This is a genomic window from Tamlana flava (assembly GCF_041287255.1).
GTDB classification, from domain to species: domain Bacteria; phylum Bacteroidota; class Bacteroidia; order Flavobacteriales; family Flavobacteriaceae; genus Tamlana; species Tamlana flava.
Window position 1 is genome coordinate 25,535 of the sequence record NZ_JBGGTX010000007.1, and the last position, 20,875, is coordinate 46,409.

Genomic DNA, 20,875 nt, shown 5'->3' on the forward strand with positions numbered 1-20,875 from the left:
AGCATATATTTTTATGTCTAAACCTTGATGGTACAGCCAATGGCTTTTGTTTCTTTTTCAGGCACTTCTTTCCCAGCCAATAAGGCATCTACTGCATCTTCAACATATTTTGTTGAAACCGATGAAGCGTCTTTATAATTGTCATCAATTGCACCAATATACTTTACGACATTACCTTTTTTAGTCTTTTGCAAAACAAACATATGAGGTGTTTTAGTGGCGCCATATTTTGGATAAACGCTTTGATCAGCATCTATTAAATATGGAAAAGTAAAGCCCTTGCTTTCAGCACGCTCTTTCATGGCATCCAAATTGTCACCTGGCTTAACCTTTACATTATTCGGCATTATGGCTATAACGGGATATCCTTTACTGGCATATTTTTGGTCTAATGCTATAATTCTGTCTTCATAAGCAACGGCAAACGGACATGTATTGCACGTAAACGTAACAATAAAACCTTTGGCATCTTTATAATCTGATAGAGATACCATTTCACCGTTTACATTTTCAAGTGAAAAATCTTCTGCAATATCTCCTATTTTGTAACCATCACTTGTAATGGTAAAAGCACTCATTACAATTAAAACAAGTACGGCCGAAACTAATTTGATTGACTTTTTCATTGGTATATATTTTTAATTTAAAAATTGGTTTAACTCTGTTTTTAACTCTTCAAAATCAAATGATTGTTCATAAAATTTACGATTATCATTTTTGTATATAATGGTGGCTGGTATTGCTCCAGTCCAACCTTCACTTACTTTCGGAATCCAAGTATTCATGTCTGGGTCATCCAACGCCACTACTTTACTTTTTAAATTTCTTTCCTTGATAAATGGCTTTAGTTTATTTTCATACAAATGTGGAAAATCAAGACTTACCAATATCACTTCTACCCCATCATCCTTAAATTCAGCATTCAACCTCTCGAAATATGGCAATTCCTTCACACAAGGCGCACACCAAGTAGCCCAAAAATTTAGGACATAGGTTTTACCATCTTTTCTTTTTAAGAATTTTTCAAAGCCATTAAAATCGTAAACTTCCAATACAACTCTATCTGTAGTTTCTTGTAGCTCTTCATTTTGAACAACTTCGGAAACATCTATTTTAATCGTTTTATTGTTCTGTTTACACCCAACAAAACCCAATAGCACGAAGGCTATAATTGCTATTTTTTTAATCATAAGCTTAAAAATAATCAATCAACGGCTATAAATATTGAGGTTTAACAAACTTTTAATTAAAAATCGTTTTAATTCTTGTGAAATTATTATTTCATTTTTATATTTGGCTCATCAAAAAATATAAATGAATTCAGCTTTAAATAATACTTGGTGGTGGTGCTTTCAGAACTAACATTCGTGAAGTAAAACCTGGTATATTTAAAACTCTAAAAAATATAAAAAAGGCTTGTCATTCACGACAGGCCTTTTTCTTTGTTCTGAATCGTTTTCAGAATGACATAAAACTAAATTTATGAAGACCTATAGCCTTTATACACATAATAAAAGAATCTTAACGGATACCATTACACCGGTTACCGTGTACTACAAGATACGTGATAAATATCCAAATAGTATTCTTTTAGAAAGTGGTGATTACCATAGAAACCACAAAAACTTTTCGTACATCTGTTTTAACCCAATAGCTTCAATAAAGGTTGAGAACGAGGTGATTTCACAAACATTTCCGGATGGAAGTTCTACGAACTTAGATATTGCCGAAAACGTTAATGTGGTTGATGAGATTTACAATTTCACCAAACGATTCAAGGTGAAGTCTCAAGAGAACTTCAAGTTCATCAACAATGGTATTTTTGGTTATACGGCATACGATGCGGTAAGGTATTTTGAAGATATTGAAATTGGTAAAAAAGATAATTCGGTTGTCATTCCAGATGTTTATTATGCGGTTTACAAAAATATTATAGCCATCAATCATTTCAAAAATGAGGCTTATATCTTTGCCCATTGCTATGAAGACCATGAAAACAACATTGACGAGATAGACAAACTCATTAACATTCAAAATTTCGCTTCGTACAATTTCAATTCAAAAGGAAACATAAATTCCAATTTAACTGATGACGAATTTAGGGAACATGTAGAACTGGCCAGAAAACATTGTCACCGAGGCGATGTGTTTCAATTGGTATTATCAAGACGATTTTCCCAAGAATTTACGGGTGATGATTTTAATGTTTATCGTGCTTTAAGAAGCATCAATCCTTCTCCCTATTTATTTTATTTTGATTACGGCGATTTTAAGATTTTTGGAAGTTCGCCCGAAGCGCAACTTATTGTAACCGATGGTTTAGCTGAAATTCACCCAATCGCAGGAACATTCAAACGCACAGGAGAAGAACAAAAAGATGAAGTCTTGGCAGAAAAGTTGAAAAATGATGACAAAGAAAATGCCGAACATGTAATGTTGGTTGATTTAGCAAGAAACGATTTGAGCCGTCATGGTAGCCAAGTAAAAGTTGAGACTTACAGAGAAGTACAGTTCTTTTCCCATGTAATCCATTTAGTGAGTAAAGTTACGGGTCAAAAACACAATACAACCTCAACCATGCAGGTTGTGGCGGACACATTCCCAGCCGGAACCTTAAGTGGTGCACCAAAACATATGGCGATGCAACTTATTGAAAAATATGAAAAAACGAGCCGAGGATATTATGGTGGAGCCATTGGCTTTATGGACTTTGAAGGTAATTTTAATCATGCCATTATGATTCGAACGTTTTTAAGCAAGGACTACAAATTAAACTGGCAAGCCGGTGCTGGATTGGTTTCAAAGTCAAACCAAGAAAACGAATTACAAGAAGTTTACAATAAATTAGGAGCATTAACCAAGGCTATTGCTTTAGCTGAAGATATTTAAGATGAAAAAGGTATTAGTTATAGATAATTACGACAGTTTCACCTATAATTTGGTGCACTATCTGGAAGATTTGAATTGTGATGTTACCGTTGTAAGAAACGATAAATTGGTATTAGAAGACGTGGAGCCTTTTGATAAAATCGTGCTTTCACCTGGCCCTGGAATTCCCGATGAAGCCGGATTATTAAAACCAATCATCGCAAAATATGCGCCAACAAAAAGCATTTTAGGTGTTTGTTTGGGCCAACAGGCCATTGGCGAAGTTTTTGGCGGTTCTTTAATTAATTTGGATGAAGTGTATCACGGTGTGGCCACTAAAGTTGAAATATGCGTTGATGACGAGTCCATTTTCGAAGGTCTAAATAAAAGTATTGAAGTTGGTAGATACCATTCTTGGGTTGTAAATTCAAATTTACCAGATAGCTTGGAGGCTACTTCATATGATGAAAACGGACAAGTTATGTCGCTTCGTCACAAAGAATATGATGTAAAAGGAGTTCAATATCACCCAGAATCAGTTTTAACGCCTAATGGAAAAAAAATACTAGAAAACTGGGTAAACCAATAGTGAATAAAGAATGAAAGACATTTTAAACAGACTCATAAACCACGAAACCCTTTCAACTGAAGAGGCTAAACAAGTTATTGTAAACATATCTAACGATATGTATAACCCCAGCCAAATAGTTTGTTTTCTTTCGGTGTTTATGATGCGAAGTATTACGATTGAAGAGCTTCAAGGATTTCGTGACGCCCTTTTAGAACTTTGCGTACCCATAAATCTTAGTGATTACAATGCAATTGATATCGTAGGAACAGGAGGTGATGGTAAAAACACATTTAACATCTCCACACTTTCATCTTTTATTACGGCAGGTGCGGGTGTTAATGTTTCCAAACATGGTAATTATGGCGTGTCTTCGACCTCTGGTTCGTCAAATGTTATGGAAAAACTTGGTGTTAAATTTTCAAATGATGAAGACTTTTTAAAACGTTGTCTAGACCATGCGGGAATTTGCATTTTGCATGCGCCATTATTTCATCCTGCTATGAAAAATGTTGCTCCTATTCGTCGTGAATTGGGTGTTAAAACCTTTTTTAACATGTTAGGACCCTTGGTAAATCCATCGTTTCCAAATAACCATGTTTTAGGTGTTTTTAATTTGGAAGTTTTAAGACTCTACAGCTTTTTGCTTCAGAATACAAAGAATAACTATAATATTATTTATGCTTTGGATGGTTATGATGAAATTTCATTGACTGGAAAAGCAAAAATTGTTTCAAATCATTCTGAAAAGCTTTTTTTACCTGAGGATTTAGGACTTTCAAAAATCAAGCAGGAGGACATTTTTGGGGGAGACAGTGTTGAAGAAGCTGCAAAAATATTTATGAATATTATTGACGGTAAAGGAACTGAAGCTCAAAACAACGTGGTGTGTTCTAATTCTGGTTTAGCCATTGCGACTACCAAACAAATTTCACATAAAGAAGGTTTTGAAATGGCTAAAGAATCACTCTTCTCGGGAAAAGCAAAAAAAAGTTTAGATAAATTGATTGAGTTGAGTAAGTAATGAATATTTTAGACAAAATAACATTAGACAAACGCAAAGAGGTAGAGCTTAGGAAAAGTTTAATTCCTGTTTCTCAACTGGAGTATTCCGTTTTGTTTGAAAGACAAACTGTTTCCCTTTCCAACAAATTGAGAAATAGCAAATCAGGAATTATTGCAGAACACAAACGTAGGTCGCCTTCTAAATCGATTATCAACAATGGTTTAAACGTTCAAGATGTGGCCATTGGTTATGAAAATGCCGGTGTTTGTGGCATGTCAGTTTTAACAGATGGCAAGTATTTTGGAGGCTCTTTGGATGATTTACTAACTGCAAGAGCCAGTTGCAAATTGCCTTTGTTACGCAAAGAATTCATCATCGACGAGTACCAAATTCTTGAGGCGAAAGCCTATGGTGCTGATGTCATTTTATTGATTGCCGCCATCTTAACAAGAGAAGAAATCAAACAATTTTCAGAGTTTGCCAAAAGTTTGAATTTAGATGTGCTTTTAGAAGTTCATAATGAAGAAGAGTTGCAAAAATCCATCATGCCAAGTTTGGATATGCTTGGGGTGAACAATAGAAACTTAAAAACTTTTGAAGTTAGCCTTCAAACCAGTAAATCATTGAGCACTCTGATTCCAAATGATTTTGTAAAAGTTTCAGAAAGTGGCATAAGTAATATTGATGCTATTAAAGAATTACAACCTTTTGGTTATCAAGGGTTTTTGATAGGTGAAAACTTTATGAAAACGGATAACCCTGGTGCAAGTGCTACAGAGTTTATCAAGACATTAGAAGGATGAAACTGAAAGTTTGTGGTATGAAATATCAAGATAATATAGAACAAGTTGCAGCGTTGCAACCAGATTATCTTGGGTTTATATTTTACAACCAATCCGCGAGAAACTTTGATTTGGAATACATCCCTAAAATTTCAAAATCTATTAAAAAAGTTGGTGTTTTTGTTGATGCAAGTCTTGATTTAATTCAAGCAAAAATAGAAAAACACCATTTAAATTCGGTACAACTTCATGGTGAAGAATCACCTGAATTTTGTGACGCTTTAAAAAATGAAAAAATAGAAATTATCAAAGTGTTTTCAATAAAAGATGAATTCAATTTTGAATTGCTAAAACCTTATGAAAATATAGTTGATTATTTCCTTTTTGATACCAAGGGAAAATTACCCGGTGGAAATGGCTACACCTTCAATTGGGATGTTTTAAAGGATTACCCATCAACCAAACCATTTTTTTTAAGTGGTGGTATTGGATTTGATGAAGTTGAAAAAATCAAAGCATTTAAAAGCAGTAAGGCTTCAAAATATTGCTATGCCATGGATGTAAACAGTAAATTTGAAATTGAACCCGGACTAAAAAACATTGAATTACTTACAGAGTTTAAAAATAAACTGATTGAATAATCATGAGTTATAACGTTGACGAAAAAGGTTATTATGGTGAATTTGGGGGCGCATTTATTCCTGAAATGCTCTATCCTAACGTAGAAGAATTACGCCAAAACTATTTAAAAGTCATGGCCGAACCAGAATTTAAAAAAGAATTCAACCAACTTTTAAAAGATTATGTTGGGCGTCCTTCCCCACTCTATTTTGCAAAACGCCTTTCAGAAAAATACAATACCAAAATTTACCTCAAGCGTGAAGACTTAAACCATACGGGTGCGCATAAAATCAATAATACCATTGGGCAAATTCTTATGGCAAAACGTTTGGGAAAAACCCGAATTATTGCCGAAACTGGTGCAGGCCAACACGGAGTTGCTACGGCTACGGTTTGTGCTTTAATGGGATTGGAATGCATTGTCTACATGGGTGAAATTGATATTGCACGTCAAGCACCAAATGTTGCTAGAATGAAAATGCTTGGAGCTACTGTTGTTCCTGCATTATCCGGAAGTCGTACTTTAAAAGACGCTACCAACGAAGCCATTCGCGATTGGATTAATAACCCCGTAAACACCCATTACATTATTGGTTCTGCTATTGGCCCGCATCCATACCCAGATATGGTAACACGCTTTCAATCGGTCATTTCTGAAGAAATAAAATGGCAATTAAAAGAACAGGAGGGTCGTGAAAACCCTGATTATGTCGTAGCTTGTATTGGTGGTGGAAGTAATGCCGCTGGTACTTTTTATCATTATTTACATGAAGAGGGTGTCAACATTATAGCCGTTGAAGCCGCTGGTTTGGGTGTTGATTCCGGTGAAAGTGCTGCTACATCGGTTTTAGGTAGAGAGGGTATTATTCATGGTTGTAAAACCATGTTGATGCAAACCAACGACGGACAAATTACCGAGCCTTATTCCATTTCGGCAGGGTTGGATTATCCAGGTGTAGGCCCTATGCATGCCCATTTATGTAAAACGGGACGCGCAGAATTTATGGCCATAACCGATGACGAAGCTATGAGATCCGGTTTAGAATTATGTAAATTGGAAGGCATTATTCCGGCTATTGAAAGCTCGCATGCCTTAGCCATTTTTGAGCAAAAGACTTTTAAACCAGACGATGTTATCGTGGTAAGTTTATCTGGTCGTGGCGACAAGGATTTACAAAACTACATTGAATATTTTAAGATATAAATTGTGAATAGAATTAATAAAAAACTATCAGAAGACAGGAAACTTCTTTCTATATACTTTACAGCAGGTTACCCAAGCTTGAACGACACGGTTTCCATCATTGAAGATTTGGAGAAAAATGGTGTAGACATGATTGAAATTGGTCTGCCCTTTAGCGACCCTCTGGCTGATGGACCAACCATTCAAGATAGCTCTACTAAAGCCTTAAAAAATGGTATGACTACTGAGATTCTTTTCAACCAGCTAGAGGACATTCGAAAAACAGTTAATATTCCTTTAATCATTATGGGATATTTCAACCCTATGTTTCAATATGGTGTTGAAGCATTTTGCAAAAAATGCCAGGAAATTGGTGTTGACGGATTGATCATTCCTGATTTACCTGTTGATGTTTACCATGAGGAATATCAAGCCATTTTTGAAAAATATGGTCTGATTAATGTGTTTTTAATCACACCACAAACTAGCGACGAACGTATCAGATATATTGATTCTATTTCAAACGGTTTTATTTATATGGTGAGTAGCGCAAGCACCACAGGTGCAAAATCTGGTTTTGGTAATGAACAAACTGAATACTTTAAGCGTATTGATAAAATGAATCTTAAAAACCCACAAATTATTGGTTTTGGAATTAGTAATAACGAAACCTTTACCCAAGCTACACAATATGCCAAAGGTGCAATAATAGGTAGTGCTTTTGTAAAGTATGTCACTAATGAAGGCATAAATAGGATTGATAAATTTGTTAATTCTATTTTAGAATGAAACTTTTCAAAGATTTTAAAATCATCATTTTGCTTTGCCTCACCTTGGGGCTTGCACCTTTTTTTCCAGAACCGCATATTTGGGGTAAAATTAGGTGGATTGCTGGTGGTGCTAAAGGCATGCAACTTATTGATTGGTTTGATATTGTTTTACATGGCTTCCCATTTGTATTGCTCATCATGGCAATAGTTTTGAAAATATCCAAAAAATAATGCCCTTTAATATTGTCTTAGTAGAACCCGAAATTCCGAATAACACTGGTAATATTGGTCGGTTGGCATTAGCATCAGGTTCTAATCTGCATTTGGTAAAACCTTTTGGATTTGAAATTGATGATACCCGACTTAAACGTGCCGGATTAGATTATTGGCAACATTTACAAGTTACTTACTACACAAGTATTGATGATTTTTTTAGAATAAACCAGGGCAAAAAAATGGCCTTCTTATCCAGTCATGGTACTAAAAACCATTGGGACATACCTTTCGAAAATGATATGTTTTTAATTTTTGGAAAAGAATCAGTTGGATTACCAAAATCATTGATTTCAGCTCAAAAGGAAAACCTCTTTAAAATTCCGCTTTATAGCAACCATGTGCGGAGTTTAAATTTATCAAACGCCGTTAGTATTGTGGTTTACGAAGGAACAAGGCACCTTATTTAATTATATCTTCTCCTTGATTTAGATTTATTATTAGACCCTTTTCTATTATTTGAGTTTCTCCGTTGTTGGTTTCCACCTGGCTTTATAGGTTCTGCTGACGCATTTGGGTCTGGCTCAAAACCTTCTATAATTTCAACTTCAATTTTTTCGCCAATCAACTTTTCAATATCTATTAAATAAGTTGTTTCATCTGCACTAACTAAAGATAAAGCTTGTCCATTAGCTCCAGCCCTTCCAGTTCTACCAATTCGGTGCACGTAATCTTCTGAAACATTTGGCAATTCGAAGTTAACCACATGGGGTAATAACGGTATATCCAAACCCCTGGCAGCAATATCTGTTGCCACTAAAACCCTAACACTTCCTCTTTTAAATCCGTCCAATGCTTTGGTTCGTGCCCCCTGACTTTTATTGCCGTGAATAGCGGCTGCAGAAATTCCAGTCTTTTTCATTTTTTCGCACAATCGGTTGGCGCCATGCTTTGTTCGTGTAAATACCAAAACTTGTTTCCAGTTTCCTTCAGAAATCAACTTAATGATTAAATTTGTTTTTAACCCTTTAGCGACACGATATACTTTTTGGCTTATTGCTTCAACCGTGGTGTTTTGAGGAGTTGCTTCAACTTGGATAGGATTATTTAAAATACCATGGGCCAACTTTTTTATATCTTTTGAAAAAGTTGCTGAAAACATCAAATTTTGACGTTTATCTGGCATTGTTTTAATAACCCGTTCAATATCACGTAAAAAGCCCATATCTAACATTCTATCGGCTTCATCTAAAACAAAAATATCAACGCGCTTTAGCGATATTATTCCCTGATTTTGTAAATCGAGTAATCGGCCAGGTGTTGCAACCAAAATATCTATACCTTTTTTAATTTGGGCAACTTGCGGTTTTTGGTTAACACCTCCAAAAATAACAGCACTGCGTAAATCTAAATAAGCACCATACTCGCGTACATTGGCATAAACCTGGGCCGCGAGTTCTCTAGTCGGGGTTAAAATTAATGCCCGAATTGGCTTGAATTTTTCTCTACGATTTTCTGATAAAATATGCAAAAGTGGCAAAGTAAACCCCGCTGTTTTTCCTGTTCCTGTTTGTGCTGAAGCAAGAATATCATTTCCTTTTAAAATTGGAGGAATGGCTTTTTGTTGAATTGGACTTGGGGCTGTATACCCTTTTTTGCTAATAGCTTTTAATAAGGCTTCAGATAGCCCTAAAGATTGAAATGACATATAATTGATTTGGGAAACGACAATCTCTTTTTCAATGCCATTTCTAATGCACGGCGAAGGTACAGCTATTTTATCGGTATATGCAATTTATTTAAAGCTAGTTATTTATGAGCTAAATTTTTAATTAAAAAAACTCCTGATACTGCATCACACGAAAATCAAAAGTATTAAAATCAGGGTTTTTATTTTTTAACTGTTGATATAAAGCCAGGCTTCCAATAGCTCGATTTGCAGAACCAGAAGCAGATGTTAGTGAAACTGTTTTGATGATGCGCGAACCTAATTGAAATTGATGAATCCGCGGTATTTCGGTGGAGACCAGTTTCAGCTTTATATTATGTCCTTTAATATGTTTTCTAAAGAAATATTCAGGGCCATTTTTACTATTTCCTCCTGTGAATAAAAGCGTTCTGATATTTGGGAATTCCTTTAAATAGCCAATAAGATTTCTAAGTTTAATATTAGTCATTCCCAAATCTGAAGCATCAATTTTAGCACGCTCACAACTTTCAACAATATCACAAACCCCAATTTTGTGCACAACTAAAAACTGTTTACGCTCTTGAACTGCTTCGTTTGAATTGTCGTAACGCAAATTCAAATTATGTATTTTATCGATATACAACCAAAGGGAATTGTAATAACTTCCATAGCAAAAATCAACATCCTTTTCCAAAAGTTGGCCAGTTGAAAACCGCGGTGGTGGCAATGTGCCCACAATTAGTTTTGTAGTATCTGCTTTTATAAACGGGCTGTATGGATGTTTATGCTTGAACATGACAAAACCAAATAAAGTTGTTTTGTTTTAACCCGCAAAAAATTTGGCTAAAAATGTTGATTTCATTAAATTATACATCGATTATTTTAAAATCAAACCACTATGGGAAAAGGCGATAAAAAAACAAAACGAGGTAAAATAAATCGTGGAACTTTTGGGGTAAGAAGACCAAGAATTAAGAAAAAAACACCCGTTGAAACAAAAATCAGCGTTGGTGACAAAGCCAAACCAAAATAATTATTCCAACTCTTTTAATAGCTTTTCAACTTCCAGAATTGCAGCTCGATAGAGTCTTTTATTTGGCTTAGTCATATGGCTGGCTTCTGTGTTTACCTCTTTTAATATTTCAATAGCATCCTCATTCTTTTTAATGTTTAAAAGAAATTTTGCAAGAATTAAACGCTCTTCATAAAAGGAATATCTAATATCAATCTGCCGTAAATTAGCTTCAGCCTCTTCAATTTTGCCAATGCGCTCAAGTGCTAAGCCATATAAAAATTGTGTTCTTGATTTTTTGAACTCAGGATGGTCCTTAATTTTTTCAGTGTAAAAAATAACCTTGTCGCTATCTTCAATATTGAAATAAGCTTCAATGAGCTGTTTGGTGGCGTAAAAATTATTCTGTGAACGGTCTTCCAAAACATTCAAATAATGTTCAATGGCATTATTATAATCCTTTATTTCCAAATAAGCTTCGGCAAGATTTAATCTATTTTGATAAGATTCTGAAAATTGCAACCGCTTTTCTAAGTCCTTGACTTTTTTGGTAGGATTTATAATGTTTACGACTTCATTGGTTATTTTCTCGGCATCTCGCTTATTATAAACTTGGGTGATGATGTAAATAATACTACCAACAACAGGCACGAACATAATTATGAAAAACCAATAATATGGTCTGCGGTTGGTGTACATATGGTACAAGCAATAACCGTTGAGTGCCAAAACAAGATAATAATGCATTAAAAGCCCTTTACGTTAAGCCTCAAAAATAAGTATTATCTTATAAAAACCAACTCGGTTTCTGAGGACATGGGCTCACTAAAATTATAACCTTCGTAATTAAAGGCCTTAACATCATCAACGGTATTAGCATCGTTATCAATAATATAACGTGCCATAAAGCCACGGGCTAATTTAGCGTAGGTCATTATGGTTTTGTATTCGCCATTTTTAAAATCCTTAAAATTAGCGGTTACCACAGGCACTTTAAGTGCTTTTACGTCAACGGCCTTAAAATATTCGTTACTTGCCAAATTCAAAAACAACTCACCATCTTCCAACTCCTCATTTAAGGCCTTAACAATATCTATTTTCCAGAATTCATAAAGATTCTTTTTTGTACCAACGGGCATTTTTGTGCCCATTTCCAATCGGTAGGGTTGTATTAAATCTGTTGGTTTTAATAAACCATACAAACCAGAAAGGATACGAACTGTACCTTGCAGCTTTTCTATTTTGTCTCTTGGAATGCTATATGCATCCAACCCGCGATAAACATCACCACTAAAGGCATAAATCGCTTGCCTTGCATTGTCTTTTGTAAAAGGCAATTCCCAAGTTTGGTTACGTTCGTAATTGAGTTGTCCCAAGGCATCCGAAATACTCATAAGTTTCGAAAGGTTTTTGGCCGATTTCTTCTTCAATAATTTGTTTAGGCGTTCAGACTGCTCTAAAAACTGTGGTTGGGTATATTTCTCTATGGGCAATTTACTTTCAAAATCCAATGATTTTGCCGGTGACAGTACTAATTTCATTTAATGCTTTCGTTTTCAATTTTTTCAAATTTACGATTACTATGGCATTTTAATAATCTTATGTTAGAATAATTTTTAATGCTGCGATAAGTTGAATTTATATCTTGATTGTAAAAAATTTCAACTACCTTCGTTTAACGACTGATATAAGTCATTGAAACAACGCATATCATCGCATTAGTAAACATTAAGACCAATGTGTGTGAAGTATTTTTAAAACGAATAATAATTCTAAGGATTTTAAAAAATATCAGTTTTATAACAAAAAAACTTCTGACTGACACCAAGTAAAACGATAATGTTGCGGCTGAATGACTTTGAAAACGGTAAATAAAAACTAACTCTGACTATAATAAAACGTAAAAGCAAATGCTTGACCGAAAATTGTCATACATTTACAAACTAACCATTAGTAAACCTTGACTAAATTAACTAAGATGAAATCAACTTGGAGTAAATTACATAAAACATTAAAGATTGGAATAATAATATTCATTTTAGGGACTGGACCTTTATTAATTTTATTAGGACTTGATACATTAGGACTAATTGACGCAGGTAATGCAGTAGGTCCTGGAATATTAGCAATGCTGAGTTTTTACCCTTCAATTATTCTAATTATCATTGGTAGCATTCTCACATACCGAAAAAGAAAAAAAGCAAAATTGTCATAATAAAACGTTTGCTAACACCGTTTATAATTAATTGCTTTGGCAAGTGCTTATTTAGAAAATTCCTTCGGAATTTTCTCGCGTTCGTTTTTGTTTACTAAATTAGTTGCTCAAACACGCAACTAACCATACACAAACACGTTAAACGAACTTCCCAAAAGCCCAATCTAAAAATCCCAAACAATTAAATTATCTTTGCACATCTTTAAAAAACAGCTATGCGCATTGACATTATAACCGTTTTGCCCGAATTGCTTAAAAGTCCGTTTGAAGCCTCCATTTTAAAACGTGCCATTGAAGCGGGGTTGGTTGAAGTCCATTTTCACAATTTACGAGATTACACCTCCGATAATTATAAATCTGTTGACGACACGCAATTTGGAGGCGGTGCCGGCATGGTAATGATGGTAGAGCCTATTGATAAATGTATCTCGGCCTTAAAAGCCGAACGCTATTATGACGAGGTGATTTATATGACACCCGATGGCGAAACTCTAAAACAAGGCATGGCCAATCAACTATCGCTCAAGGAAAACATCATTATTTTATGTGGCCATTATAAAGGGGTTGACCAACGTGTGCGCGACCATTTTATAACCAAGGAAATATCTATTGGTGACTATGTGCTTTCCGGTGGTGAGCTTGGCGCTGCTGTACTTTGCGATGCCGTTATTAGATTGATCCCAGGGGTTTTAGGCAATGAAACCTCTGCCCTAACCGATTCGTTCCAGGATAATTTATTGGCTCCGCCCATTTACACCAAACCTCGAGAATACAAAGGTTGGAAAGTTCCTGAATTGTTATTTAGTGGCAATTTACCCAAAATTGAAAAATGGCGCGAAGAACAAGCCTATCTCAGAACCAAAGAAAGACGACCTGATTTGTTGGATGATTAATTTTTAAACGTGTTAAGGATTGAACGGCATGTTTGAGCTCGCAGACGAAGGAGGAAGCGAGTAGTGAAAGCCTGACTTTTTGCTATCTACCACGGTAAACAGAAGCACAAAACAACCAGCAAAAAGGAACACCATAAAAAAGCAAAAAACTTTTAACTTTTTACTTTAAACTGTTAACTTTTTAATTATCTTTGCACCCAATTTCGGGTTAACCTCTGGCGAAAATCGTGTATGTTGTTCTGAATCAAACACTATTAATTTTAAAGATATGGAATCTTTAGTAAAATTTGTACAAGACGAATTTGTTACAAAAAAGGAATTACCTGATTTTTCGGCCGGAGACACTATTACGGTTTATTACGAAATTAAAGAGGGTAACAAAACTCGTACCCAGTTTTTTAGAGGCACAGTAATACAAAGAAGAGGTTCTGGGGCTTCAGAAACTTTTACAATTAGAAAAATGTCTGGATCTATTGGTGTAGAGCGTATTTTCCCAATAAACTTGCCGGCATTGCAAAAAATTGAAGTTAATAAACGTGGTAAAGTGCGTAGAGCAAGAATTTACTACTTTAGAGGTCTTACTGGTAAAAAAGCCAGAATTAAAGAAGCAAGACATTAACAGCATTTTTGCTGCAACAGCAGTATATAAAGCCTTGAGAAATCTCAAGGCTTTTTTTATTAACAAAAGTGAATAAAATAGGTTCACAAACTGTTGAAAACTAATTGGTTGATAAATTTGGCTATTCTGCTTTTTAGTTGTATCTTAGTAGAAGGAATAATAACAACGTTATGTTGGTTTCGTCTCAACAACGAATTTATATTATACCCTAAATAAGGTAACGTTCTTATACAAAAATTGTTTTTTGAGGTGGACGAGCAGCACGTGTATGCGTGTACAGGCGAGAAAACCAAGATATCATGAAAAGTGTTACACGTACAAGCAGGTAATAACTAAAATGATTGAAAGCTTGAAAAACAGGGTAAACGAAAGTATAAACTGTAATTAAAGCAATACTGTTGATAAATTTAACGTGAAAACGAAGAGGGAGTTAACAGTATCAAGAAAAACAATTAACAGAAACACGGTGCAATAAGTCAATACATTTTGAAAATTGCAACAATGTTTCGTTGAAATAACAAAACTTGAACCAAAAAATTTGAATGAAAATTTTAAGTTTGTTTAGTAGCAATACTAATTTGGTCACGCAGAGTTATTTCGAGAAAGCCATGTCAACATAGATTAAATTCTAAATGATATGGCTTTTGTTTTTTTATAACTTTTCTTCCCGTTTATTAATAAATTGCTATTACTAACCTGCTTTTTTAAAATTATAACAATTATAATTTGCTCTATCTTTTAAGTTAATCGATTGAGCTTAAATAACTACCTTTTTTTTGTATATTCGCAACGCTAAAAACGAAGCCCTTTTTACTATGTTTTTAGCTTGGTAATAATTCTAAAAATTAAATCACAGGAATGTCTAAAATCATTTATACAAAAACCGATGAAGCCCCGGCACTAGCCACAAGGTCATTACTTCCAATCGTTCAAGCATTTGTTAAATCTTCAGGTATTGATATTGAAACCAAAGACATTTCTTTGGCAGCTAGAATTTTGGCAGTCTTTCCAGATTATTTATCGGAAGACCAAATGGTTTCAGATGATTTGGCCATCCTAGGTGAATTGGCAACAAAGGCAGAGGCTAATATTGTTAAATTACCCAATATTAGTGCCTCAATTCCCCAGTTAAAAGGAGCAATTAAGGAATTACAATCTCTGGGCTATAAAATTCCTAATTATCCTAATGAGCCAGCTAACGATGCCGAAAACGATGCCAAAGCACGTTACGATAAAATTAAAGGTAGTGCTGTAAACCCTGTACTTCGTGAAGGAAATAGTGATAGACGTGCGCCAAAAGCCGTAAAGAACTACGCCAAAAACAATCCACACTCTATGGGAGCATGGGCAAAAGATTCAAAAACCCACGTGGCAACAATGAGCGAAGGTGATTTTGCGCATAATGAAAAATCTGTTACGGTTCCTCAAGCTACAAGCATAACTATTGAACATGTTGATGGCGAAGGCAACACCAACATTTTAAAAGACAGTTTCAAATTGTTAAAGGGCGAAATCATCGACGCAACGGTTATGAGCAAAAAAGCATTGGTAAGCTTTTTAGACAAGCAAGTTGCAGATGCTAGGGATAAAGGTATTTTATTTTCGCTGCACATGAAAGGCACCATGATGAAAGTGAGCGACCCTATAATTTTTGGCCACGCAGTAAAAGCATATTTTAAGGATGTTTTTGCAAAATATGGTAAGGTTATAGAGGATCTTGATGTAAATGTTAACTCCGGTTTGGGTAATCTTCTAGAGCGTATTCAGGAATTACCTGAAACTGAACGTAAAAAAATTGAAGCAGATATTGAGGCAACTTACAAAAAAGGCCCTAGCATTGCTATGGTAAATTCCGAAAAAGGAATCACCAACTTACACGTGCCTAGCGATGTTATAATTGATGCTTCCATGCCTGCCATGATACGTACTTCTGGCAAAATGTGGAATTCAGAAGGCAAGTTGCAGGACACAAAAGCAGTTATCCCAGATAGCAGTTATGCGGGCGTTTATGCCGCAACTATTGATTTCTGTAAAGAAAACGGTGCTTTTGATCCCACAACAATGGGAACAGTTCCTAATGTTGGACTTATGGCACAAAAAGCAGAAGAATATGGTTCTCATGATAAAACATTTGAAATCCAATCAAACGGTATTGTAAAAGTGATTGATGCCTCTGGTAAAGTACTTATGGAACACCATGTTGAGGAAGGCGATATTTGGAGAATGTGCCAAACTAAAGATGCCCCAATACAAGACTGGGTTAAATTAGCCGTTACAAGAGCAAGAGCTTCCGAAACACCCGCTGTTTTTTGGTTGGATGAAAACAGAGCGCACGATGCAGAATTAATAAAAAAGGTAAACACCTATTTAAAAGACCACGATACAACTGGATTGGATTTGAGAATCTTATCACCAATAGATGCCACTATCTTCACATGCAAAAGGCTTAAAGAAGGAAAAGACACTATTTCGGTTTCTGGAAATGTATTACGTGATTATCTAACCGATTTATTCCCAATTTTAGAGGTTGGAACAAGTGCAAAAATGCTTTCTATTGTACCATTAATGAATGGTGGTGGTTTGTTTGAAACCGGAGCTGGTGGTTCTGCCCCAAAACACGTCCAACAATTGTTAGAAGAAAACCATTTACGTTGGGACTCCTTGGGCGAATTTTTAGCATTGGCAGTTTCTTTAGAGCATTTTAGCGAAGTGAACAATAACGCAAAAGCTAAAATTTTAGCTGAAACTTTGGATGATGCTACAAGCACATTATTGGAGAACAAAAAAGGACCTTCAAGAGTAGCTGGAGAATTGGACAACAGAGGAAGCCATTTCTATCTAGCTTTATATTGGGCTCAAGAATTGGCAAAACAAAATAAAGATGAAGCCTTAAAAGATGAATTTACGCCTATTGCCAAACAACTGGCCGATAATGAAGCCGTAATATTAAAAGAATTGACTGACATACAAGGCAAACCAGTAAGCATTGGTGGTTATTACGAGCCCAATGAAGAAATAGCAAATAAAGTGATGCGACCAAGCAAAACCTTCAACGCTATTATAGCGTAATATTCTGTTAAAGAAAATGTTAAAAGCTCCTTTTCAAGGGGCTTTTTTTTATTTTTATGCAAATTGCCCGTTGATGAGAAAAAACTTCATGTGTTTACTCCTTGCTTTATGTTTTTACAACACCCTAAGCAGCCAAGAAAAATATACCATTAGTGGGACCATCTCAGAAGAAAAAAGCAATGAAACCTTAATTGGGGTCAATATTATCTTCCCAGAAATTCAATCAGGAACAACAACTAACGAATACGGCTTCTACTCCATTACACTGCCTGAAGGAAGTTACAGAGTTATCGTAAGCTTTTTGGGGTTTAACTCCATTTCTGAAACCATAACCCTTTCCCAGGATATAACGAAGAATTTCAGCCTAACAGATGCTTTGGAAAATTTGGATGAAGTTATTATTGTGGAAAATATTGAAAAGCCCAATATAAAAGCGCCGCAAATGAGCGTCAACAAGCTCACTTCAAACACCATAAAGGATATTCCTGTTGTTTTGGGTGAATCAGACATCATAAAAGCCATCTCATTACTCCCAGGCGTTACAACTGCCGGAGAGGGAGCTTCTGGATTCAATGTTCGTGGTGGTGCCGCCGACCAAAATTTAATTCTTTTGGATGAAGCAACCATTTACAATTCATCACATCTATTTGGTTTCTTTTCGGTATTCAATCCTGATGCCATAAAAGACTTAAGGTTATTTAAAGGAGGCATTCCTGCCCGCTACGGTGGCCGAGTTTCTTCTGTATTGGATATTTATCAAAAAGAAGGCAACAGCAGGGAGTTTCACGCCAACGGTGGTATCGGATTGGTTTCTAGCCGTTTGCTGGCAGAAGGCCCTTTAAAAAAAGACCAAGGCTCCTTCCTTTTTGGTGGCAGGTCAAGCTACGCCCATTTGTTCCTGCCGCTTTTTGATATTGACAACGTTGCCTATTTCTACGATTTAAATACCAAATTGAGCTATAAATTGAACGACAGAAACAACATCTATCTTTCAGGTTATTTTGGTCGGGACGTCTTTAGCATTCAGGATACTTTTGAAAACACCTATGGCAATTCAGTTTTAAACTTTAGATGGAACCATTTATTTTCAGACAAGCTTTTCTCAAACCTTTCGTTTATTTATTCGGATTATTACTATAGTCTAAGATTGAATTTTGTTCAGTTTGATTGGGTTTCAGGCATACAAAATTTCAATTTAAAATACGATTTCAAGCACTATATCAGCAATAAGTTAAAACTTCAGTACGGTTTAAATAGCATCTACTATAAATTTAATCCAGGAGAAATAAACCCAACGGTGTCCACTTCAGGCATCAATCCGTTTAAATTAACCAATAAATATGCTTTTGAAAATGCGCTTTACTTAGATGCCGAACATAAACTTTCAGAAAAATTGAACTTATCATATGGATTGAGATTGAGTGGCTTCCATCGTTTGGGGCAAGATGAGCTCAATATATATGAAAATGATGAAGCGGTGGTCTTTAATGAAGGTTTTCAGATTTATGAAAAGGCGGAACCAATAGGCACAGAATCCCTTAAAAGAAGTGATGTTATTGAAAGCTTTTACAATCTTGAACCAAGAGCCTCCTTGGCCTACCAGTTGAACACCGATAGCTCAATAAAATTAAGCTACAATAGAATGAGTCAGTATTTGCATTTGTTGAGCAACACCAACTCGCCCACCCCATTGGATATTTGGACACCGAGCGGAAAATATGTAAAGCCACAACTGTTAGACCAATATGCCTTAGGGTATTTTAAAAATTTCAATGATAACCTGTATTCCTTGGAACTGGAAAGCTTCTACAAAAAAGTTAAAAATAGAATTGATTATATAGACGGAGCAGATTTAATTGCTAACAACTCCATTGAACAAATTATATTGAACGGAAGAGCCAGAGCTTATGGCTTAGAACTTTTACTGCGTAAAAACGAAGGCAAGCTAAATGGTTGGCTAGCCTATACCTTCTCTAAATCTGAGCAACAAACACCAGGAAGAACCCCAAGTGAACAGGGTATAAACAATGGTAATTGGTATAAAACCCCCCATGACAAAACACATGATATTTCAATGACGGGAAGCTACCAATGGAACAGCAAATGGAAAATCAATGCCAATTTTTTGTACCAAACGGGACAGCCTGCCACTTTTCCAACAGCGCAATACGAGTATAACGGACTTAACATTCCCCACTACGAAGGAAGGAACGAAAATAGGCTTCCTTCCTATAACAGACTAGACTTAGCCTTGAATTACACGCCAAAGCCAAAAAAGACAAAAGGTTGGCAAAGTTATTGGGTGTTCAGTATTTACAATGTTTACAATCGCAAAAACGCTGCATCAATATCTTTTGGGCAAAACGAAAAAACAGGTTTTAATGAGGCAACAAGGTTGTCAATTTTTGGAATCGTACCATCTATATCTTATAACTTTAAACTTTAAGATTATGAAAAGTATATTTAAAGTTACTTTATTTTTTTTATTAATATTTTCTTGCGAGGATGTTATTAATTTAGACCTAAAAAATTCTGAGCCAAGATTGGTAATTGATGCTTCCATCAACTGGGAAAAAGGCACTGATGGCAAATTTCAAACTATTAAGTTAAGCCTAACCGCTCCATATTTTGATACAGAAATTCCACCTGCAACAGGCGCAATAGTTACCGTTACCGATTTAAAAAATAACGCATTCTCGTTTGTTGAAGAAGGAAATTCAGGCATCTACAATAATGATTCCTTTATACCCGAAATTGGCGAAACGTATTATTTATATGTAACTTATAACAATGAACTTTATACAGCTACTGAAACACTGATGCCTGTTGTACCAATAGAATCAGTGGAACAAAAAAATGACGGTGGCTTTTCTGGAAATGAAATTGAACTTAAAGCCTTTTATACAGATCCAAAGGACATTGAAAACTTTTATTTATTTGAATTTGATATTGTCAAGTTCGAATCTACCTTTTTTGAAGTTTATGAGGATAAATTTACGGACGGCAATAGGATATTCGCCTTTTACTCGAATGAAGACATAGCTTTGGACGATGAAATCAAAATTACAAATTACGGTATTTCAAAAAGAGCTTATGAATACTACAACATCCTACTCCAACAAACCGACGAAAACTCTGGAGACCCCTTCGAAACCCAACCCGCAACCTTGAGAGGAAACTGTATTAACCAAACCAATCCGGATAATTTTCCACTAGGCTATTTTAAGATTTCCGAAACAGATGTTTTCACTTATTTAATCGAATAAATCCCTTCAAATAGCTCTGAAATATTGGCATATATTTAACTAAATAAAATCCTACAGGAATGTTTTTTTTGTAATTTTAAAACTTCATCAACAAAAAACA

Annotated in this window: 22 protein-coding genes; 16 read left to right on the top strand and 6 right to left on the bottom strand. The window is 35.3% G+C overall.

Features of this window, described 5'->3' with window-relative positions; all coding sequences use genetic code 11:
• Positions 1–17: 17 nt before the first annotated feature.
• Together ACB104_RS15600 and ACB104_RS15605 are read right to left on the bottom strand one after the other, a co-directional pair.
• The gene (locus ACB104_RS15600; protein WP_370480219.1) at positions 18–626 is read right to left on the bottom strand and encodes a thioredoxin family protein; all 609 of its coding nucleotides are present in this window, start codon (positions 624–626) and stop codon (positions 18–20) included.
• Positions 627–638: 12 nt separating this feature from the next.
• A complete protein-coding gene (locus ACB104_RS15605; protein ID WP_370480221.1) occupies positions 639–1,190 on the bottom strand; it encodes a TlpA disulfide reductase family protein in 552 nt (183 codons plus the stop codon).
• A 292-nt stretch (positions 1,191–1,482) separates the two neighbouring features.
• On the opposite strand from ACB104_RS15605, the gene ACB104_RS15610 reads away from it, so the two are divergent.
• The 9 genes from ACB104_RS15610 to ACB104_RS15650 are packed head-to-tail and all read left to right on the top strand — an operon-like array spanning position 1,483 to position 8,481.
• Positions 1,483–2,889, top strand: a complete 1,407-nt coding sequence (locus tag ACB104_RS15610) for an anthranilate synthase component I family protein (protein ID WP_370480223.1) — start codon at positions 1,483–1,485, stop codon at positions 2,887–2,889.
• Position 2,890: 1 nt separating this feature from the next.
• The gene (locus ACB104_RS15615) at positions 2,891–3,457 is read left to right on the top strand and encodes an anthranilate synthase component II (protein WP_370480224.1); all 567 of its coding nucleotides are present in this window, start codon (positions 2,891–2,893) and stop codon (positions 3,455–3,457) included.
• A 10-nt stretch (positions 3,458–3,467) separates the two neighbouring features.
• Positions 3,468–4,460: an anthranilate phosphoribosyltransferase gene (trpD, locus tag ACB104_RS15620; RefSeq protein WP_370480226.1), complete on the top strand. Its 993-nt coding sequence runs from the start codon at positions 3,468–3,470 to the stop codon at positions 4,458–4,460.
• Complete coding sequence (gene trpC, locus ACB104_RS15625; RefSeq protein WP_370480228.1) at positions 4,460–5,245, top strand: indole-3-glycerol phosphate synthase TrpC; 786 nt, start codon at positions 4,460–4,462, stop codon at positions 5,243–5,245. Before trpD ends, trpC begins: the two co-directional genes overlap by 1 nt.
• Entirely contained in the window at positions 5,242–5,865 is a 624-nt protein-coding gene (locus ACB104_RS15630; protein ID WP_370480230.1) for a phosphoribosylanthranilate isomerase, read from the top strand. The genes trpC and ACB104_RS15630 overlap by 4 nt, the downstream gene beginning before the upstream one ends.
• A 2-nt stretch (positions 5,866–5,867) precedes the next feature.
• Positions 5,868–7,049, top strand: a complete 1,182-nt coding sequence (gene trpB, locus ACB104_RS15635; protein ID WP_370480231.1) for a tryptophan synthase subunit beta — start codon at positions 5,868–5,870, stop codon at positions 7,047–7,049.
• A 3-nt stretch (positions 7,050–7,052) separates the two neighbouring features.
• On the top strand, positions 7,053–7,817 hold the full coding sequence (gene trpA / locus ACB104_RS15640; protein ID WP_370480233.1) for a tryptophan synthase subunit alpha: 765 nt from the start codon (positions 7,053–7,055) through the stop codon (positions 7,815–7,817).
• Positions 7,814–8,029, top strand: coding sequence for a hypothetical protein (locus ACB104_RS15645; protein ID WP_370480235.1), 216 nt, complete (start codon positions 7,814–7,816; stop codon positions 8,027–8,029). The genes trpA and ACB104_RS15645 overlap by 4 nt, the downstream gene beginning before the upstream one ends.
• Positions 8,029–8,481: a tRNA (cytidine(34)-2'-O)-methyltransferase gene (locus ACB104_RS15650; RefSeq protein WP_370480236.1), complete on the top strand. Its 453-nt coding sequence runs from the start codon at positions 8,029–8,031 to the stop codon at positions 8,479–8,481. Before ACB104_RS15645 ends, ACB104_RS15650 begins: the two co-directional genes overlap by 1 nt.
• On the opposite strand, the gene ACB104_RS15655 is transcribed toward ACB104_RS15650, so the two are convergent.
• Entirely contained in the window at positions 8,478–9,719 is a 1,242-nt protein-coding gene (locus tag ACB104_RS15655; RefSeq protein ID WP_370480238.1) for a DEAD/DEAH box helicase, read from the bottom strand. The two genes, ACB104_RS15650 and ACB104_RS15655, sit on opposite strands and share 4 nt — an antisense overlap.
• 124 nt (positions 9,720–9,843) lie before the next feature.
• A complete protein-coding gene (locus ACB104_RS15660) occupies positions 9,844–10,497 on the bottom strand; it encodes a uracil-DNA glycosylase family protein (protein WP_370480240.1) in 654 nt (217 codons plus the stop codon).
• Positions 10,498–10,599: 102 nt separating this feature from the next.
• Between ACB104_RS15660 and ACB104_RS15665 the strand changes: the two genes are divergently transcribed.
• Positions 10,600–10,734 carry a 30S ribosomal protein THX gene (locus ACB104_RS15665; RefSeq protein ID WP_370480241.1) on the top strand — a complete coding sequence of 45 codons (135 nt, stop codon included), beginning with the start codon at positions 10,600–10,602 and terminating at the stop codon, positions 10,732–10,734.
• Here ACB104_RS15665 and ACB104_RS15670 read toward each other — a convergent pair whose 3' ends face one another.
• Positions 10,735–11,460, bottom strand: a complete 726-nt coding sequence (locus tag ACB104_RS15670; RefSeq protein WP_370480242.1) for a tetratricopeptide repeat protein — start codon at positions 11,458–11,460, stop codon at positions 10,735–10,737.
• A 35-nt stretch (positions 11,461–11,495) separates the two neighbouring features.
• On the bottom strand, positions 11,496–12,254 hold the full coding sequence (yaaA, locus tag ACB104_RS15675; protein ID WP_370480244.1) for a peroxide stress protein YaaA: 759 nt from the start codon (positions 12,252–12,254) through the stop codon (positions 11,496–11,498).
• 437 nt (positions 12,255–12,691) lie between these two features.
• On the opposite strand from yaaA, the gene ACB104_RS15680 reads away from it, so the two are divergent.
• The 6 genes from ACB104_RS15680 (at position 12,692) to ACB104_RS15705 (ending at position 20,775) form a co-directional block, all read left to right on the top strand.
• Entirely contained in the window at positions 12,692–12,928 is a 237-nt protein-coding gene (locus ACB104_RS15680; RefSeq protein ID WP_370480245.1) for a hypothetical protein, read from the top strand.
• Positions 12,929–13,143: 215 nt separating this feature from the next.
• The gene (gene trmD / locus ACB104_RS15685) at positions 13,144–13,821 is read left to right on the top strand and encodes a tRNA (guanosine(37)-N1)-methyltransferase TrmD (protein WP_370480247.1); all 678 of its coding nucleotides are present in this window, start codon (positions 13,144–13,146) and stop codon (positions 13,819–13,821) included.
• Between the two features lie 268 nt (positions 13,822–14,089).
• Complete coding sequence (gene rplS / locus ACB104_RS15690) at positions 14,090–14,440, top strand: 50S ribosomal protein L19 (protein ID WP_370480249.1); 351 nt, start codon at positions 14,090–14,092, stop codon at positions 14,438–14,440.
• 858 nt (positions 14,441–15,298) lie between these two features.
• Positions 15,299–17,509 (top strand): NADP-dependent isocitrate dehydrogenase, encoded by a 2,211-nt coding sequence (locus ACB104_RS15695; RefSeq protein WP_370480251.1) that lies wholly within the window; start codon positions 15,299–15,301, stop codon positions 17,507–17,509.
• 73 nt (positions 17,510–17,582) lie between these two features.
• The gene (locus ACB104_RS15700; protein WP_370480253.1) at positions 17,583–19,955 is read left to right on the top strand and encodes a TonB-dependent receptor; all 2,373 of its coding nucleotides are present in this window, start codon (positions 17,583–17,585) and stop codon (positions 19,953–19,955) included.
• A gap of 4 nt (positions 19,956–19,959) precedes the next feature.
• On the top strand, positions 19,960–20,775 hold the full coding sequence (locus ACB104_RS15705) for a DUF4249 domain-containing protein (RefSeq protein WP_370480254.1): 816 nt from the start codon (positions 19,960–19,962) through the stop codon (positions 20,773–20,775).
• Positions 20,776–20,875 lie beyond the last annotated feature (100 nt).

Coding starts and splice junctions, on each gene's coding strand:
- trpD (WP_370480226.1), top strand. CDS start 3,468: ATGAAAGACATTTTAAACAGACTCATAAACCACGAAACCCTTTCAACT.
- ACB104_RS15600 (WP_370480219.1), bottom strand. CDS start 626: ATGAAAAAGTCAATCAAATTAGTTTCGGCCGTACTTGTTTTAATTGTA.
- trpC (WP_370480228.1), top strand. CDS start 4,460: ATGAATATTTTAGACAAAATAACATTAGACAAACGCAAAGAGGTAGAG.
- ACB104_RS15610 (WP_370480223.1), top strand. CDS start 1,483: ATGAAGACCTATAGCCTTTATACACATAATAAAAGAATCTTAACGGAT.
- ACB104_RS15605 (WP_370480221.1), bottom strand. CDS start 1,190: ATGATTAAAAAAATAGCAATTATAGCCTTCGTGCTATTGGGTTTTGTT.
- ACB104_RS15670 (WP_370480242.1), bottom strand. CDS start 11,460: ATGCATTATTATCTTGTTTTGGCACTCAACGGTTATTGCTTGTACCAT.
- ACB104_RS15615 (WP_370480224.1), top strand. CDS start 2,891: ATGAAAAAGGTATTAGTTATAGATAATTACGACAGTTTCACCTATAAT.
- ACB104_RS15645 (WP_370480235.1), top strand. CDS start 7,814: ATGAAACTTTTCAAAGATTTTAAAATCATCATTTTGCTTTGCCTCACC.
- ACB104_RS15700 (WP_370480253.1), top strand. CDS start 17,583: ATGAGAAAAAACTTCATGTGTTTACTCCTTGCTTTATGTTTTTACAAC.
- ACB104_RS15680 (WP_370480245.1), top strand. CDS start 12,692: ATGAAATCAACTTGGAGTAAATTACATAAAACATTAAAGATTGGAATA.
- ACB104_RS15630 (WP_370480230.1), top strand. CDS start 5,242: ATGAAACTGAAAGTTTGTGGTATGAAATATCAAGATAATATAGAACAA.
- trpB (WP_370480231.1), top strand. CDS start 5,868: ATGAGTTATAACGTTGACGAAAAAGGTTATTATGGTGAATTTGGGGGC.
- ACB104_RS15660 (WP_370480240.1), bottom strand. CDS start 10,497: ATGTTCAAGCATAAACATCCATACAGCCCGTTTATAAAAGCAGATACT.
- ACB104_RS15655 (WP_370480238.1), bottom strand. CDS start 9,719: ATGTCATTTCAATCTTTAGGGCTATCTGAAGCCTTATTAAAAGCTATT.
- yaaA (WP_370480244.1), bottom strand. CDS start 12,254: ATGAAATTAGTACTGTCACCGGCAAAATCATTGGATTTTGAAAGTAAA.
- ACB104_RS15695 (WP_370480251.1), top strand. CDS start 15,299: ATGTCTAAAATCATTTATACAAAAACCGATGAAGCCCCGGCACTAGCC.
- trmD (WP_370480247.1), top strand. CDS start 13,144: ATGCGCATTGACATTATAACCGTTTTGCCCGAATTGCTTAAAAGTCCG.
- ACB104_RS15705 (WP_370480254.1), top strand. CDS start 19,960: ATGAAAAGTATATTTAAAGTTACTTTATTTTTTTTATTAATATTTTCT.
- ACB104_RS15650 (WP_370480236.1), top strand. CDS start 8,029: ATGCCCTTTAATATTGTCTTAGTAGAACCCGAAATTCCGAATAACACT.
- rplS (WP_370480249.1), top strand. CDS start 14,090: ATGGAATCTTTAGTAAAATTTGTACAAGACGAATTTGTTACAAAAAAG.
- ACB104_RS15665 (WP_370480241.1), top strand. CDS start 10,600: ATGGGAAAAGGCGATAAAAAAACAAAACGAGGTAAAATAAATCGTGGA.